General features: G+C 40.0%; 5 protein-coding genes. All 5 read right to left on the bottom strand.

All coding sequences use genetic code 11. The features are described from left to right. Positions 1 to 70: 70 nt before the first annotated feature. Entirely contained in the window at positions 71 to 9862 is a 9792-nt protein-coding gene (locus D7D50_RS03920; protein ID WP_120701528.1) for an SspB-related isopeptide-forming adhesin, read from the bottom strand. A 436-nt stretch (positions 9863 to 10298) separates the two neighbouring features. Further along, positions 10299 to 13223, bottom strand: coding sequence for a glycosyltransferase PgfM1 (gene pgfM1, locus D7D50_RS03910; protein ID WP_120701527.1), 2925 nt, complete (start codon positions 13221 to 13223; stop codon positions 10299 to 10301). 20 nt (positions 13224 to 13243) lie between these two features. Continuing rightward, positions 13244 to 14203 carry a glycosyltransferase PgfS gene (gene pgfS / locus D7D50_RS03905; protein WP_120701526.1) on the bottom strand — a complete coding sequence of 320 codons (960 nt, stop codon included), beginning with the start codon at positions 14201 to 14203 and terminating at the stop codon, positions 13244 to 13246. Between the two features lie 73 nt (positions 14204 to 14276). After that, complete coding sequence (locus D7D50_RS03900; RefSeq protein ID WP_099747331.1) at positions 14277 to 15815, bottom strand: LPXTG cell wall anchor domain-containing protein; 1539 nt, start codon at positions 15813 to 15815, stop codon at positions 14277 to 14279. Between the two features lie 304 nt (positions 15816 to 16119). Further along, positions 16120 to 19056 carry a glycosyltransferase PgfM1 gene (gene pgfM1, locus D7D50_RS03895; protein WP_120701525.1) on the bottom strand — a complete coding sequence of 979 codons (2937 nt, stop codon included), beginning with the start codon at positions 19054 to 19056 and terminating at the stop codon, positions 16120 to 16122. Positions 19057 to 19095 lie beyond the last annotated feature (39 nt).

The following is a 19095-nucleotide window of genomic DNA, read 5'->3' as shown; positions in this document are numbered from 1 at the left end:
AGCGAGGCCTCCTTGTGGAAAACTAAACCATTTACGATCCTAACGGGAATCGTTAGTGTCTACCACTTGTTTAGTCTTCGTTTTTCTTGCGTCTTGCAAGACCAGCAAGTCCTACCAAACCAAGAGCAGCGCCTAACAATGCAGCAGAAGCTGATTGTTCTTCACCAGTAGAAGGAAGTTCTGGTGCTGGCGGTGTTACCGGTGGTGTTGGTGGTGTCACCGGTGGTGTTGGCGGTGTTACCGGTGGTGTTGGCGGTGTTACCGGTGGTGTTGGCGGTGTTACCGGTGGTGTTGGCGGTGTTACCGGTGGTGTTGGTGGTGTTACTGGTGGTTTCGGTGGAATTACCTTGTTGTTGAACTCAGTATCTTCCGGTAATTGAGAAGTTGTTGTTAAGACTTTGCCTTCTTTAGTAACTGTTACTGTTACTGTAGCTACCATCTTATCGTATTCAACTCCTGCGTCAGTACCTTTAACCTCTTCCACAGTGTAAGTGTGAGTTCCTTCTTCTCCACGTTTGAACTCTAATGCAGAGAACTTGATGTTTCCTGATGCATCGTTCTTAACTGTTTCAATAACTTTTCCATCTTTATCTTTAAGTACGAAGCTAAATTCACCTTCTTTTAGCTCACGTCCTTCAAGTTTCTTAGTGAAGTTAAATTCAACTTTAGTTGGGATGTTAACGACACGTTTTTCTGTTGGTTTTTCTGGTTTCTCAACAGATTTCTTAGTTGGATCGTATTGGTGAACAGTTTGTGAAGCAGTGTTTTCGATATCTACACCATCTTTAGCTGTTGCTTTGATAGTTGCAGGGATTTCAAACTTGTAGTAACGTCCGAATGCCAATTTAGCAGTGTCGATTACTGGAGTGTTTTCTGTGTCACCAAGTGACTTAGTCAAGTCTGTCTTAGAAGTTGCAGTAATCACACCATTTTCAACTTTGATATCAAATTTAGCTGTCACATCTTCTCCTGTTACAGAGTCGTATGCTTTAATTTCTGCTACGTTGACGTCTAAGTTTTCGCTGTCATATTTATCTGTTACACCTACAGATTGAATATTGTGCGCTTCAGTGAACTTAGTTGTATCCAACCATACTTGGTAGTATACTTTATCACCCTTCTTAAGTGTCTTCGTATTGATATTTTGAGCTTCGTTGTTATCAACCTTATCGGCATATGGATCTTTATTAGTATCCGCTACCTTGTCTGCTAACTCTTTATCGTCGTCAACAAGTTTGTCACCTGTAATATCGAATTTAGATTCATTCAGGATATACTTCTCTGGGTTGAATTCTGGAGTTTCTGGTGGAGTCACCTTGTTGTTGAACTCTTTGTCTGCTGGATCTGTTACGTTAGTGATGAGAGCTTTCGCTGTTCCGTCATGTTTAACTTCTACAGTTACTACTGCTTTCATCGCATCGTAAGTGACAGTTCCGTCAGTACCTTTCACTTCTTCAACTGTGAAGTTGTGAACTCCTGCTTGTTCTTTCTTGAATTCAAGTTTAGAGAACTTAACGTTACCAGATGCATCGTTGCTTACAGTTTCAACAACTTTACCTTCTGAATCTTTCAGTACGAAGCTGAATTCGTTAGCTTTCAATTCACGTCCTTCTAGACGTTTAGTGAAGTTAAATTCTACTTGTACTGGTACGCTGTTGACACGTTTTTCAGTTGGTTTGCTTGGTTTTTCAACCTTCTTAGTTGTTGGGTTGTAGTAGTTGACTACTTGAGCCGCAGTATTTTCGATGTCTACTCCACCTTTAACGTCCGCTTTAACAGTTGCCGGAATATCAAACTTGTAGTAACGTCCGAATGCGAATTTAGTTGTATCGATGATTTGAGTATTTTCTGCGTCTCCAAGTGACTTAGTGAAGCCATCTTTAAGGGTTGCTGTGATTACTCCGTTAGCTACTGTGATATCAAATTTATCTGTTACATCAGCACCAGTCTTACCGTCGTAGGCTTTAATAGTTGTAGCTTCAACATCAACTTTAGCCTCATCGTAGTCATCTGTGATTCCTACTGATTGGATGTTGTCTTTGTTGTTTGCATCAAATTTAGTTGTATCAAGCCATACTTGGTAAACCAATTTATCTTTTGGTTTAACAGTCTTCGTATTGATGTTTTGTTTTTCGTTGTTAGATGCATCGTCCGCATATGGGTTCGCATTTGTATCTGCGACCTTATCTGCCAACTCTTTATCATCATCTAATAATGAAGTTCCAGTTAAATCAAATTCTTTTTCGTTAAGAACGTATTTCTCTGGGTTGAATTCTGGAGTTTCTGGTGGTGTTACACGGTTGTTAAATTCTTTATCCGCAATGTCACCAACAGTAGCCACAAGAACTTTAGCTGTTCCATCGTGTTTCACTGTGACTGTTACATTCGCTTTCATGGTGTCGTATGTAACGGTTGCGTCGCTTCCTTTAACTTCTTCTACTGTGTAGTTGTGAACGCCTTCTTGGCCTTTCTTGAATTCAAGAGCTGAGAACTTAACGTTACCAGATGCATCGTTGCTTACAGTTTCAAGAGTCTTACCTTCTGAATCTTTAAGCACGAAGCTGAATTCGTTGGCTTGAAGTTCGCGTCCTTCCAACTTCTTAGTAAAGTTGAACTCAATTGAAACCGGTACGTTGTTTACACGTTTTTCAGTTGGTTTGCTTGGTTTTTCAACCTTCTTAGTTGTTGGGTTGTAGTAGTTCACTACTTGAGCCGCAGTATTTTCGATATCTACACCAGCTGCCACATCAGCTTTCACTGTTGTTGGGATGTCGAACTTGTAGTAACGTCCGAATTCGAACTTAGTTGTATCGATGATTTGAGTATCTTCTGCATCTCCAAGTGACTTAGTGAAACCAGCTTTAAGAGTTGCAGAGATCACTCCACCTTCAACTGTGATGTCGAATTTATCTGTTACTTCTGCGCCTGTTACTGAGTCGTAAGCTTTGATCTTAGTAGAATCAAGATCCAACTTCGCTTCATCGTAGTCATCTGAGATTCCTACTGATTGGATGTTTTCTTTGTTAGTTTCAGAGAATTTAGTTGTATCCAACCAGACTTGGTAAACCAACTTGTCGCCACGTTTCACAGTCTTGGTGTTCAAGTTTTGTTTTTCGTTGTTAGATGCATCGTCCGCATATGGGTTCGCATTTGTATCTGCGTACTTGTCTGCCAATTCTTTGTCATCATCAACGAGTTTGTCACCTGTGATATCGAATTTCTCTTCAGAAACAACGTATTTCTCTGGTTGGAACTTAGGTTCTGTTGGAGGAGTGACACGGTTGTTAAATTCTTTATCCGCAATGTCGCCTACAGTAGCTACAAGAACTTTAGCTGTTCCATCGTGAGAAACAGTTACTGTTACATTCGCTTTCATGGTGTCGTATGTAACGGTTGCGTCTGTTCCTTTAACTTCTTCTACAGTGTAGTTGTGAACGCCTGCTTGTTCTTTCTTGAATTCGATAGCTGAGAACTTAACGTTTCCTGCTGCATCGTTGCTTACTGTTTCAACAACTTTACCTGTTGAATCTTTAAGCTCGAAGCTGAATTCGTTGGCTTTAAGTTCACGACCTTCCAAGCGTTTAGTGAAGTTGAACTCTACTTGTACTGGTACGCTGTTGACACGTTTTTCAGTTGGTTTGCTTGGTTTTTCAACTTTCTTAGTTGTTGGGTTGTAGTAGTTTACAACTTGAGCCGCAGTATTTTCGATATCTACACCAGCTGCCACATCAGCTTTCACTGTTGTTGGGATGTCGAACTTGTAGTAACGTCCGAATTCGAATTTAGTTGTGTCAATGATTTGAGTGTTTTCTGCATCGCCAAGTGACTTAGTGAAGCCAGCTTTAAGAGTTGCAGTAATCACACCGTTGTCCACAGCGATATCGAACTTCTCTGTTACATCATCGCCTGTTACTGAATCGTAGGCTTTGATCTTAGTAGAGTCAAGATCCAACTTCGTTTCATCGTAGTTATCAGAGATTCCTACTGATTGGATGTTGTCCTTGTTAGCTGCATCAAATTTAGTTGTATCCAACCATACTTGGTAAACCAACTTGTCGCCACGTTTCACAGTCTTCGTATTCAAGTTTTGTGCTTCGTTGTTTGATGCATCATCCGCATATGGGTTCGCATTTGTATCTGCGTACTTGTCTGCCAACTCTTTATCATCATCAACGAGCTTGTCACCTGTGATATCGAATTTCTCTTCAGAAACAACGTATTTCTCTGGTTGGAACTTAGGTTCTTCTGGAGGTGTTACAACGTTGTTAAATTCTTTATCAGCCGCATCTGTTACGTTCGCAACGATCGCTTTAGCTGTACCATCGTGAGATACCTCAACTTTGACTGTAGCGACCATTGAGTCGTATGACACGGTTGCGTCTGTTCCAGCTACTTCCTCTACAGTATAGTTATAAGTCTTACCAAGATCGTCTTTACCAAATTCAAGAGTCTTGAAGGTAACTTTACCAGCAGCGTCATTCTTCACTGTTTCGACAACATTGCCATCTTTCTTAAGAACGAATGTGAATTCTTGATCTTTCAATTGACGACCTTCAAGAGATTTCGTGAATTTAAGATCAAGTGGAACTGGAACACTATTTACACGTTTTTGTGTTGGTTTTTCTGGAGTTTCAACCTTCTTAGTTGTTGGGTTGTAGTAGTTGACTACTTGAGCCGCAGTGTTTTCGATATCTTCACCAGCTTTAACTGTTTGTTTAACTGTTGTTGGAATATCAAATTTGTAGTAACGTCCAAATTCAAATTTAGTTGTATCAATAACTTGAGTATTGTCTGCGTCTCCAAGTGACTTAGTGAAGCCAGCTTTAAGAGTTGCGGTGATGACTCCGTTATTAACTGTAATATCGAACTTATCTGTTACTTCTGCACCTGTTACTGAATCGTAGGCTTTGATCTTAGTAGAATCAAGATCCAACTTAGCTTCATCATAGTCATCTGAGATGCCTACTGATTGGATGTTTTCTTTGTTAGTTTCAGAGAATTTAGTTGTATCCAACCATACTTGGTATACCAACTTGTCGCCACGTTTCACAGTCTTCGTATTGATGTTTTCTGCTTCGTTGTTGGTATCTTTGTCAGCATATGGGTTTGCATTTGTATCTGCATACTCATCTGTCAACTCATCATCATCGTCAACGAGTTTAGAACCAGTGATATCGAATTGTTCTTTGTTAAGAACGAATTTCTCTGGTTGGAACTTAGGCTCTGTTGGAGGTGTTACTACGTTGTTGAACTCTTTATCAGCGATATCACCAACAGTAGCTACAAGAACTTTAGCTGTTCCATCGTGAGAAACAGTTACTGTTACATTCGCTTTCATTGTGTCGTATGTAACGGTTGCGTCGCTTCCTTTAACTTCTTCTACTGTGTAGTTGTGAACGCCTGCTTGTTCTTTCTTGAATTCGATAGCTGAGAACTTAACGTTTCCTGCCGCATCGTTGCTTACAGTTTCAACAACTTTACCTGTTGAATCTTTAAGCACGAAGCTGAATTCGTTCGCTTTAAGCTCACGGCCTTCCAAGCGTTTAGTGAAGTTGAATTCTACTGGTACTGGTACGCTGTTGACACGTTTTTCAGTTGGTTTGTTTGGTTTTTCAACAGTCTTGCTTACTGGGTTGTAGTAGTTTACTACTTGAGCGGCAGTATTTTCGATGTCTGCTCCACCTGGTACATCCGCTTTAACTGTTGCTGGGATATCGAATTTGTAGTAACGTTCAAATGCGAATTTAGTTGTGTCAATGATTTGAGTGTTTTCTGCATCTCCAAGTGACTTAGTGAAGCCAGCTTTAAGAGTTGCAGTCATCACACCATTTTCAACCTTGATGTCGAATTTGTTTGTTACATCGTCACCAGATACTGAATCGTAGGCTTTGATCTTAGTTGAATCAACGTCAACTTTAGTTTCATCGAAGTCATCAGTGATTCCTACAGATTGAACGTTTTCTTTGTTGTTAGCTGAGAATTTAGTTGTATCCAACCATACTTGGTAGTAAAGCTTATCTCCGCGATTAACAGTCTTGGTATTGATGTTTTCTGCTTCATTGTTGTTAGTTTGGTCTGCGTATGGGTTCGCATTAGTATCTGCGTACTTGTCTGCCAACTCAGCATCATCATCAAGAAGCTTGTTATCAGTGATAGAGTATTTCTCTTTATTCAATACATACTTCTCTGGTTGGAACTTAGGTTCTGTTGGAGGAGTTACTGTGTTGTTGAACTCTTTGTCAGCTGGTTCAGTTAGGTTAGCAACCAATGCTTTAGCTGTACCGTCGTGAGATACTGTCACAGTTACTTCTGCCTTCATAGTATCGTAAGTGACAGTTGTGTCTGTACCTTTCACCTCTGTTACAGAGTAAGTGTAAGTACCTTCTTGACCCTTCTTGTACTTAAGGGCTGTAACTTTTTTACCAGCTTTATTTGTGTACTCCACTGGAGAGAATTTAATCTTACCATCTGCATCGTTGGTTGCAGTCGCAATCACAACATTGTCGCTGTCTTTCAACTCGAATGTAAATTCGCCAGCTTTAAGATCACGACCTTCCAAACGTTTTGTGAAGTTGAATTCTGCAGTGATTGGTACAGAGTTTACACGTTTTTGAGTAGGTTTTTCTGGAGTTTCGACAGATTTGCTTACTGGGTTGTAAACGTGAACGATTTGGTTGGCTTTGTTTTCGATGTCTACCCCACCAGGAACATCAGCTTTAACTGTTGCTGGGATATCAAATTTGTAGTAGCGACCAAATGCAAATTTAGTTGTATCGATAACTTGAGTGTTATCAGCATCACCTAAAGATTTGTTCATAGAAGCTTTAGATGTAGCTGTAATGATTCCGTTAGCTACTGTAATATCAAATTTAGATGTTACATCAACTCCTGTTTCGCTATCGTAAGCTTTAATATCAGCAGCGTTAACAGTCAATTTATCTGCTTCGTATGTATCAGAGATACCTACAGATTGGATGTTGTTCTTGTCAGTGAAGTTCTTAGTATCCAACCATACTTGGTAAACTAATTTATCACCACGTTCAACAGTCTTGGTATTGATGTTTTCCGCTTCGTTGTTCTTGGTTTGATCAGCATACGGATTTGCATTTGTTTCTGTGTACTCATCCTGAAGCTCATCGTCATCGTCCATTAATTTTGTACCTGTTAGGTCAAATTTTTCTTTTTTAAGGACGAATTTTTCTGGTTGGAACTCAGGAGTTTCCGGAGGAGTGATTTTGTTGTTGAATACTTTATCTTCAGTACCATCAGTTGATGCTCCATTATCATCTACACCACCAGTTGATGATACACTTGTTACCGTAGTAAGTGTATGACCGTTCTTAGCAACCTTGACTGTAATAGTTGCCTTCATAGTATCGTAAGTCATACCAGCTTCTTTCGTTGCTGGAACAACTTCTTCTACAGTATAGGTATGTGTACCAATTTTCGTATTGTCAAATGACAATTCAGTAAATGTCACTGTACCATCTTTTTTGTTGGCAACAGTTTCAACTTCTTGACCTCTTGAATCTTTAAGAACAAAGTTGAATTCTCCGTCTTTAAGTTCACGTCCAGCCAATTTCTTACTGAAGTCAAACTTAGTCTTAACTGGTGCTACAACATAGTTGTTGAAGATTTTATCTTCATCACCTGACTTGAATCCACCTTCAGCACTGTATTTAACAGTAGCTTGTAAATCACCTTGAGCATTTTCAGTTACCTTAACAGTCATGGTAACAGTCATTGCATCGTATTCAACGTTTGCATCTGAACCTGGAGTCTCAGTGATTGTGTAAGTGTAAGTACCAACTTTGTTAAAGGTAAGTTTGCTAAATGTAGCTTTACCATCTTTATTGGTAACTGTTTCTTCATGTTTATCAGGGCTGCTGCTCTTTTCTGTTAACTTGAAAGTAAACTCACCGTCAACAAGTACACGTCCTTCCAATTGTTTTTCAACTTCTGGAGTAACTTCGACTGGCTCTTGTTTTACATAGTAGTAAACAGTCGGTTTATATGGTGTTAACGAGTTTAATAAGTCAACGTTTGTACCAATTTGTACATATGCACCATTTGTTAATTGACTATTTGGTGAAAGGTGACCAATGTTATCTCCCAAGAATGGAACGAAGACAGTCTTCTTCGGTGTGTATCCAGCAGCTGTTTGGAAGTCAAATGAAACTTCTTTCCCGTCTGGATAGTTTACACCTTTACTATCTGTGAAAGGAATGGTGTGAAGTGGTGATTTCTTAACTGCTAATTCTTGTTTGTTATAATCACCTGGTTTAATCGGCTTGGTTTCTGCTAACAACATGTAGCCATCTGTTTCCAATGTGCCATCAGAACGTTTACTTTGTTGTTTTGGATCAAGAAGATAAACACGAACTACTACTGATCCATCTTCACCTACGATTTCTTTAATCCGTTTAATTCCTGCACGCTCAGCGTCCATGAATTTAGTACCAACTACGTAAGGACGACTTACAAAGCCAGTTGTCGAATCTGGATTTGCTGTTTGGTAAAGTTTGTATCCATCAAATTGACGCTCACCAGACGCTGTGAAATGTTGTCCTTCCATAGCTTTAGTTGCATATTTAGCTAAATCAACTTCATTACCATTTGGTACGTAGTCTTGAACTGTTACATCAGTTTTATTTGCATTGAATGTAGCATTATTTTTATCGACTACTCTATAGTAAGTCGGTTTTTCGACAAATTTTGGAATTTTAGCGTTTGAATCAGTAATTGTACGACCGTTATAAGCTGGTTCCACAACGTTAATAATATCAGTTGATGTACGAGCGTTATAAACATCTTGATATAATTTTTGTTCAGCTTCATTTTTTGGATTTACTAAAGCTTGAATACTAGCACCAACTTCATAACCAAATTGAATAAATGGTTCGTCAGTTTTACCAGCTCCTGCTCCTAAACCTTTGTCGTAATCATATTTCACAGTTAATTGACCATTAGAGGCCGCAGTTGTAGTTGTGAATTTTTGAATACCGCTTGACGCAGAAAGAGTTCTAGTTTCTACTACATTACCAGTAGTTTTATCAATTAATTCAACAGTTGTTTCTGTAGAATCATCAAATCTTTTATACGCACGGGTATAATAATTTGTATTATATCTCTCATTGAAGCGAGTAAGGTCTATGATACTGTAAGTATACACATCTCCTTCTTTTCTTGCGTACCCAGCTGGTACAGGTTGAGAGCTTACAGTTGCCCCATTAGCATCTTTAATTTCTGGAGTTACTTTTTCCCCATCTTTTAAGTAAGTGCTTACTGCTACTGGGTTAGAGTTGTGGTCTCCAGTAACAGCTTCGTTAGTAACAGCACGACGATTACGTACTCTTGGTTTGTTTGATTCATGTGAAGCTGGTTTTGCTTCAGCTGCTGGTTTTACTTCAGGTGCAGCTGGTTTTGCTTCTTCAGCTTTTTCTGCTGGTTTGGCAGTTTCTTCTGCAGTAACACCTGCTTCAGCAACTGCTGGTTTTGCAACCACTTCTGCTTTTGGAGTTGCTTCTACAGCTGGTTTTGCTTCAGGTGCGGCTGGAGTTTCAGTCGCAGCTTTTGCCTCAGCTGCTAAAGCAGGGTTTGGAAGCTCCACTTTAGGTGCAGGTGCTCCCTGAGCGTAAGTCTCACCTGGAGCTGTAGTAGCAGTATCTTGAGGCGCTTGGTCAGCCTCGGGTTGAACGCTTTCTACAGTTTCCTTGCTTGTGTCAGTAGACGCACTAACTCCATCCGCAGCTACTGTCGGAGCTCCGACAGCAAAAAGCGCTGTCCCTAGTAATACAGAACAAACGCCAACGCTATACTTTCGCAAAGAAAAGCGCTGACGTCTATTAAACATTTCCTTCATTTATTTGTATCTCCTTTTTCATATTTTTATTGTTTGATACATAACAAATGTTATCAAACTTGTTCATCTCCGTCAACTAATTATATCAAAGTTGTTACTTATCGTAAAACTTTCTGAATATTCAGACGAAGTTTCCCTCTATTTTTTAACATTTTTTTACTTTTTTTCCCATTTAGTCCATTTTTTTATTATTCATTTTTTTGACACATTTTCATCCTTTATATAGAAAGAGGCTGGGACAAAAGTCCTAGCCTCTCAATTGTCTTTGAAGTGTCGAGCAAGACGCAGTGGTTGAGTGGGCTCTACTACGCTGATTTCATCAGCTTTTACAGCCCTACTCAACTGTGCGGAGGTGGGACGACGAAATCGAATTCTAACGAATGACCGATTTCTGTCCCACTCTCTTTTTAAGAAATTTATTCCTCGTTGAGGAAACTTAAGCATGCTCCTCTTCCCATCTTTTTCTTATGATAAGGAGACTCACAACTGCGACAATAGACAATAGGGCACCGATCAAGCTGCCTCTGGTTTTGAAGACAAACTCGACCTTATGTTTCCCTTTGGTGATTGGGAAAGATAGGAAACTATTCCAGGCTCTTTCGGTCGTGACGGATTGACCGTCCACTTTCACCTGCCAGCCGGCACTGTATGGGATGGAGGTCATCATGACATCACTATCATCCGTAATGGTGACATTTCCCTCAATATGAGTATTGCTGAACTTGGTCACCTTCAGACCTTGTTGCTTGCGCTTCTCTAGCACTTCTTGGATCTGATCCAGCTCGGCCCGATAGACACCTGCCTGGCTCATGTCGATGGCATCCGTTCTAAAGCGGAACTCAATGACTGACTCTTGATTTTCAGTCATGTCCGTCAGCTGCCAGATTTGCCTTTGGGTAAAGGTCTTACTATTTGGCAACCATTTGTTGTTGACCAGGACAGAGTAATCTTGCTTGGGAATCAAGGAGGCTGGTACAAAGAAGTAATAGGTATTGTTGGACTGAGGGATAACCTTATAACGGATAATGCCTTCCTTAGAAGAATCTGCCCGTCGATAGATGGCCTCTCCTGTATCCTTGTTGACCTTTTCTTCTATTAAATTTTCCGTTTCAATCCCAGTAAAAGCTAAGGGTTTAAAATACTCGACATAATCGCCCGTATTCTTTTGATGGCCTTCCATAGAGTTAAGGATAATGTTTTGGTTCGCAAAGGCATTGTTGGCCCCAAACTGAATGTTCTTCACGAGAGAATTAGTCCCATAGACCAAAGGGAAAGAATGAGGGTTTTTATAGACGACAAAGCGATTGTCTTCATAAACAGTCTCTGTGTAGTAACGCCCCATGTCAAAGCGGTTGGTAAAGCGATAGAAATACATCTTTTCTGGATGTGCTTCCATCTCTTTCGGATTGAACTCCTTGGCATGCATGTAATAGCGAACACCGTACAAGGCATCCGTCAGGGGCGTCCCATTGCTATACTCTGTGGCTGCATTGACCCCCAGATCTCCCATGTAAGCAAAGTGGTCCATGGTCGACCGTTCTAAGCTCGAGCTGAATGTACTCAAGCCTGGATAAGATACCAAGGATGGGACCGTTCGAGAATAGGCGAAGTCAGTCGCAATCCGGTAGAACTTCTCATCCGCATCTGCCTGGACTTTATCCGTTACACGCTTGACCGAAACAGCAGCATCTGCAAATTTGTAGACACTGTCATAGCCCAAGGTCACCTGAGAGAGATAGGCATTATAGCCCAGCTCAAAGAAGGTCAAGACAGATAATACCACGACTGACAAGCGGGTCCATTTTTTGTTCAAGACCAGAAGGACAAGCAGATATAGTAGAACTGTGATTCCAACTTGGGACAACAAATAGCCTACTTTCAAGAGGATGAGGGCAAGGACAAGGAAGCCAGCAGTCCAGCCAATCCGAATGAGCTTTTCTTTCCGGCTCTTCTTGGATCTGTCCCAATAGCTGTAAAAGCCATAGGAAACAACGACCAGGAGCCCCAACAAATGAAGGGCAGTAAATCGGCTGATGTAACGGGAGACACCAGACGGTTGAAGCTTGGCAATAAAGCTATAGTTCTGCGAATAGACATAGACAACTGCCAAGGCTAACACCAGACCAATCACTAGGTTGGCTAGGCGTGAAAGCACAATTTTTTCTTTCATCGCTTGGTAGGCTAGGACCAACATAAAGAAGGAGAATAGCCAAGAGAAGCGGAAAAAGAAACCAGCTGGATTTTGCCCCATATGCCAAATCTTGCTGACAAATTCATTGACAAAGGAAATAAAGAAAACGAAGGTGACCAGACCGGCAGCCCATTTCTTGACGGTGACAACTTTTTTCGACAAGAAATAGGATACAAAGCCTAGTAGCCCCAAGGCTCCGATATAGATATTAGGAAGGTTTGGCCCAGCAGACCAGCCTGAGGTGTTATCAAAGCCACCCACAACTAGCTTGGCAAAAATATCTAAGGGGTTAATTTGAAAGGCCAATGAGAAGGTCATCCCTCCTCCGACCTGGCCCTTACTTTCAATGAGGTTGAAGAAGACCGGCAAAAGGATGACAGAGGCTAGCGCGATCCCGATAATCGAATAGATTACAGCCTGCAAGATGGGAAGACTAACATTTCTAATTTTCTTCTTCCAATCTCCTTCGACCAGCAGCCTTGGCGATACATAGTAGCAAGTATACAAGGCGATGAAAATGGAGATCATATAACCCATATAAAATTGGAGCAAGACCGTCAAGCCTAAAGCAAAGGCATAGCGATAGGGAGCTCCTCCATCCAATAGCTCTTCTAGGTAGACAATGACGATGGGAAGCATGATCATGGCATCGTAAAAAATGACATTCATCTGATACGACACCAGCATCCCAGATAGGGCATAAGCCGTCGCAAAGAGGGGCACTAGCCATTTCCTAGATTCCAAGCCCTTATACCGCTTGATCAAAAGGAAGGAAAAGGCCATCCCAATAGCCCCGTAACGGAGCCAAATGGTCAAGAAGACCGCAAACCCAAAGTACTTGAGGGGCATCAAAATATAGATAATATTAAAAGGACTCATCAAATAATAGCCGAGCACCCCAATCATATCTCCCCCCAGAGACTTGGTAAAGGAATAGCTCAAACTAGATAAATCTCCTGAGAGCACGGCATTTTTCAACAAGCCAAAGAAGCTGATGTATTGTTGACCAAAGTCAACAGCCATCAAGCTTTTGTCTCCAAATGGAAAAGTCCCCATAAAAGCCCAAACGACCAGCATGATGGCCATTGGGAGCAGGGCGCTAAAAGCATACAGCAAGCTCTTCGGATTTCTCTTCCAAAGCTCTTGCCAAGGCTTGGTCCAGACAAACATTCTTCTATCTCCTATCTTCCTTATCCAATGCTATCCTCTTTCGCCTTTTCAATATTGGTGTCTTCAATAATGAAATGAGGGCGACGCTTCACTTCATAGTAAATCTTCCCGATGTATTCACCAAGAATTCCGATAAAGATTAGCTGAACCCCACTAAAGAGAATGATGGCCGCAATGGTTGTAAAATACCCACTCACATAATCCCCCTGAGAAAAGATATACTTTATCAACTCAAAAACCAAGTAGAGAATAGCCAAGCCTAGACAGATAAACCCAAACTGGATACACACGCGAAGAGGGCGGTCATTAAAGGAAATAATCCCTTGAATGGCATAGTTCATGGATTTCTTAAAGCCAAACTTGCTCTTTCCAGCCTTGCGAAGTTCATTTTTATAGGGGATGACTTTCTCCTTGAAGCCAATCCATTCGTACAGACCTTTATTAAATCGATTGTATTCCGGCATGGAAACAAAAGCATTGATAGCCTTTCGACTGAGAAGTCTGAGCTCGGATTTTCCATCCGTCAAATGAACATCCATGGAGCGGTTGGATAGGAAGTAAAATAGACGAGCAAAGGTGCTGCCCACAAAGGATTCACCATCACGAGTCCGCTGTCCACTGACGATATCGTAGCCTTCCTTGTAAGCCTCTAAAAAGAGGGGGATGAGATAGGGCGGATGTTGCAAATCTCCATCCATGACCATGACAGCATCTCCCGTCGCATACTTAAAACCAGCCAAGATACCACTCTCCCGGCCGAAGTTTCGACTAAAGCGAATATATTTGACCCGATCATTGTCTCTGGCAAGCTCTTCGATTAGCTCAAAGGTCTTATCATTGCTTCCATCATCAATATAAAGGATTTCATAATCCAAAAGATCTTTCCCGAGCATGTCTTCCAGCTGAGCCGAAATAGCTGCATGAGTCTGAGCTAGCACTAATTCCTCATTGAGTAGTGTAATGAGTATTGATAATTTCATCCCTTTTCTCCATCTATCATTCTCCCAAAAAAGAGAGAGCTTTCGCTCTCTCCATCATACGGAAACTCTTTGTTTATTTATTAGAAATTTTGCGTTTTAAGACAATCGCACCAATGAGGATAATAACTCCCGAAATAACGAGACCAGTTGCTACGACCTCACCAGTACTTGGAAGAAGTTTCTTACGGCCTCCACCAGTACCACCTCCCGGTGTTGGTTCAGTGGTTTCACCAGTGGTTGGACCACCAGTTGTTGTCGTAGTAGTGGTTGTTGGACGTCCTTCACCAGTCGTAGTCGTAGTTGTCGTCGTTGTTGACGTAGTTGATGGTTCCTCAGTCGTCGTTGTTGACGTAGTTGTTGGTTCCTCGGTCGTCGTTGACGTGGTTGTTGGTTCCTCAGTCGTTGTTGACGTAGTTGTTGGTTCCTCAGTTGTCGTCGTTGACGTGGTTGTTGGCTCCTCAGTCGTTGTGGTCGACGTGGTTGTTGGCTCCTCAGTCGTTGTGGTCGACGTGGTTGTTGGTTCCTCAGTTGTCGTGGTCGACGTGGTTGTGCTTGTTGTTGTAGTAGTTGTTGTAGTAGTTGTTGTAGTAGTTGTTGTAGTAGTTGTTCGATCCCCACTACCGCTACCTGAAGCACTTTCCAAACGTGTCAAGGCGTTGATTGAGCGAGACTTGTCAAAATTGCTAGCTGACCATTCTAGGACATTGGCCACTTTACTTCCTTCAGGAAGTGTTGACTTCAACTCTGTTGTGTACTCAATGTACATAGCCCAGTTCCAGTTATCCCCAAAATTAATCGTGAATCCTGTAATACCGCCATCCGCATTTCTGGTAAACTCAGCTTTCTTGGTGAAGTTATCGATTGGTTCCAACTTAAGGAGAGCCGCTTCATTTGGAATCTTCTCTGGCTGAGTTGCATACCGAACTGCACGTAGAGAACCTTCGACTAGGACTTGACCACTGTCGCTGAAGTCATCTTTGATGACCATGTTGTTCAACTTGTCTTGAACCGCATTCAAGACAATGCGCCATTTAATCCGGTTAGGATTTTCTGGATCTTGGTAACCATACTTCATTTCATAGTCACCAGCTTCACCATCATCCTTGTTGTAGTTTAGTGTGAAGTCAGTACTACCAAATGTAAAGTAGTAAGTTCCCGTCTTTGGCAAGTTTGCTGCATTTGGACGGACATTGTACTTCAAGGTCATTACCTTATCTTTGTAATTCTCAGAGAAATAGTCTGTAAAGGTAATGGTCACCTTTTGCGTACTTGGATCTGTCACTGCATTTGCAATTACTTCTCCGCCTTCGTGTACAATTGGAAACTCTAGCTTGGTCACTAGGCCTAGTTCTTTTGGAAGATCTAGAACCAATGTGTCACCAGCATTGATCTGCTGTGAGTCAGGGAAACTAATCTCGTTGGTTGCCTCCATCGTTTGACCAGTGGTGATCTTCGTGTCGGCAGTTAACGGTTGGTTGTCAACCTTAATTTCAGTTTTTATCGTATAACTGGTTACTTCAGTTGCAAAGACTGTCGTAAAAACTGTCAAGGATAAAACTAAAAGACTCATAAATGCTAAAACTCGCTTCACGCGTGCTTTTGTGGTCTGCATATTATGCTCCTTTATAAATTATTTGATTATTATTGTAACATATCTGTTTATAAATGCAAGATTTTTTAATTATTTTTCACTAATTGTTCAGTTTTTTGTCAATCCGATTTTATAGGAGAGCCAAAGCCTCTCAAACACTGCAACGAAGGCCATCTCCAGTGATTCGATACCCAGCGAAAATCATCTTAATATCCATGTTTTTTCATTAAATTTTCACAAACTTTTCCTGTTTTTCCTCGACTTTCATCATCACTTGGGAACAAAAATTCAGTCCTTGCATCGCAAAGACTGAATTCCTATTTCCTTATGAAGCAAGAGGATGACTTTCTGGTCTATTCTCTTTCTTCCAAATAGTAAATAAGGTAATTAGACTTAATACAGAGGCACCTAGACCAATGGTGGACCATTTTTGCTTAAAGAAAAATTCAACTTTATGTTTCCCTCGTGAAATTGGAAAAGATAAAAAACTATCCCATGATTTCTTCGTTTCGACTGGTTTACCATCAACCTCAATTTTCCATCCTTCATTATATGGAATCGAAGTCATCATAACGGTACTCTCATCTGTGATGTTCACCTTACCGATAAGATGGGTGTTGCTAAACTGCTCTACATTCAACTCTTGATTCTTTCTCGAATCTAGTACTTCCTTAATCTTTTCAACATCAGCCCTATATAATACTAAATGAGATAAATCAATGTCATCAAACTGGAATCTGAACTCAATAACCGATTCCTTTTGTGAAGTTCGATCTGTAATCTGCCAAATTTGCCTTTGAGAGAAAACAATTAAATTACTTATCAAATCACCGTTTACTGAAACTGTATAGCCACTTTTACCAGTTAGTGTTTGTGGAGAAAATAAATAATAAGTATTGTCAGTTTGAGGCGTGAATTTATAGCGGATTACTCCTTCTTTTGTATTATCTTTTCTCTTATAGACGTATTCTCCACTGTCCTTATTTTCTTTGATAACTTCTACATTTTCCACCTCAATATCGTTAAAACCTAAAGGTGTAAAATAATCAACATAATCAGGACTTTCAACTGAAACACCCTGCATCGCATTTAAAATTCTATTTTGGTTGTTTATAGCATCATCTCTGTTGAATTTTAAGTCACCCACAAGGTTATTTGTTCCATATGCAATAGAAAAAGAATTTGGATTTTCACGAACGATGTACCGTTCATCCTCATACACTTTTTTAGTAAAATACCTTCCCATATCATAACGATTCGTATACCGAGTAAATTTCATTTTCCCAGATTGAGATTCCTTCTGCTTATCAACTCCATCTTTGAAATCCATATAGTATCGAACACCATAAAGTGCATCTGTTAGTGGAGTTCCATTTGCATAAATTGTTGAGAAATATCCCCCTATATTTCCCATATATGAAAAATGATCAATTGTTGATTTTTCAAGAGTTGAACTAAAGTTCTCCAAGCCAGGGTATGTTAAAAGTGAAGGACTTGTCCTAGAATACGCAAAGGTAGAGGCCATACGATAGAATTTATTATCAGCATGTTTTTTAACATAATCCGTCACTCGTTTCACTGAAGTAGTTGCATCTACAAACTGATCAATTTCATTATAATAAAAACCAACTTGTGCTAAATATGCATTATAACCTAACTCAAAAAATGTCATTCCATACAGCAAGATAACCACTGCTTTGGACATTTTAGGCTTAATGGAAAAAATTACAAAGACATATGTGAAAAGAGTTAAACAGATTTGTGAGAATAGGAATCCTTTCACAGCCAAGATGACTGAAATCAGGATTAACACACTCGTTAAAATAACTCTTGTTATTTTCTTTTCCAAATTATCTTTTGACAACTTCCAGTATAGATACAATATTATGCTAGCATTGATTATTGTAAACAATACAATTAACTGCAAGTGACCAGAAATAATCAGAGTGAGAGGCTCCGGTTGCAGTTGTTTTATATAATCGAAAGTTGCATTAGATAAATAGGAACACGCAGCCACCAAAAGAATAAGTGAAATCACTTTTCCTTTTTTGGAAATCTCCATTCCTTCTTTTAGTGCTTGAAATGCCAAGACTAGCATAAAAAATGAAAATAGCCAAGAAAAACGATAAAAGAATCCTAATGGCATTTGCCCCATATGCCAAATTTTATTTACAAATTCATTTACAAACGAGATAAAGAAAACAAAAGTAACGACACCTGCTGACCATTTCTTTATACTACTAATTTTTTTACATAAAAAATATATAATAAATCCGACGAATCCAAAGGCACCTATATATATATTCGGTAGATTTGGCCCCGTTACCCATGCTCCCGAATCAAATCCACCAATTGTTAACTTCGATAAAATATCCAGAGGCTTAATCATTAAATCTAATGAGAAAGTCATTCCTGGGTTATAACCACCTCTACTTTCGAGAAGACTTGATAAAATAGGCAGTAAACTTACAGAAGCCAAACCACCCCCAATAATTGAATAACCTAATGCTCTAATTAGTGGATGAAAATAGTTCAATATCTTTATCTTAAAAGATCCGTCTACACTTAATTTAGGTGATACATAAAAACAAGCATACAATGCTATAAAAATAGAGGACATATACCCCATATAGAACTGGAAGAATAGCATCATCCCCAGAAAAATAGAGTATTTAATGCCCTGACCTCCGTCTAGCAACTCCTCCAGATAAGCGATGACTATCGGAAGCATAATCATAGCATCATAGAATATTACATTCATCTGATAGGCCACTAGCATACCAGACAAAGCATACGCTGTAGATAGCAAGGGAACAAGATACTTCTTCGAACTCAATCCCTTATATCGCTTAATCAATAGAAAAGCAAATGCCAATCCTATTGCTCCGTACCTCAGCCAAATTATGAGAAAGACGGCAAGCCCATAATATTGAAATGGGGTAATAATAAAAATCAGATTAAAAGGACTCAGCAAATAATATCCAACCAATCCTGCCATTGGTCCCCCGAGTGACTGGGTAAACGAATAGCTCAGGTTAGAGAAATCTCCCGATAAGACTGAATTCTTCAATAATCCAAAAAAACTAATGTACTGTTGTCCAAAATCAACAGACATTAAACTTCTGCTACCAAATGGGTATAAACCAATTATAGCCCATACAATAAGCATGATTAGCATAGGGAAAAAAGCACTCAAAAAATAGATTACTTTTTTAGGGTGCTTATCTAATAATCGTAATATAGGTTTCGATAACGATACCATTTTACTGTCTCCTAAATTATTTTCCTTTTATAAAAATAA

Source organism: Streptococcus koreensis (genome assembly GCF_003627135.1).
GTDB classification, from domain to species: Bacteria; Bacillota; Bacilli; order Lactobacillales; family Streptococcaceae; genus Streptococcus; species Streptococcus ilei.
This window is presented reverse-complemented; position numbering and strand designations above follow the sequence as displayed.

What these genes read in the sequence shown, in the direction of transcription:
- pgfS (WP_120701526.1), bottom strand. Translation starts at nt 14,203, where the DNA reads ATGAAATTATCAATACTCATTACACTACTCAATGAGGAATTAGTGCTA.
- D7D50_RS03900 (WP_099747331.1), bottom strand. Translation starts at nt 15,815, where the DNA reads ATGCAGACCACAAAAGCACGCGTGAAGCGAGTTTTAGCATTTATGAGT.
- D7D50_RS03920 (WP_120701528.1), bottom strand. Translation starts at nt 9,862, where the DNA reads ATGAAGGAAATGTTTAATAGACGTCAGCGCTTTTCTTTGCGAAAGTAT.
- pgfM1 (WP_120701527.1), bottom strand. Translation starts at nt 13,223, where the DNA reads ATGTTTGTCTGGACCAAGCCTTGGCAAGAGCTTTGGAAGAGAAATCCG.
- pgfM1 (WP_120701525.1), bottom strand. Translation starts at nt 19,056, where the DNA reads ATGGTATCGTTATCGAAACCTATATTACGATTATTAGATAAGCACCCT.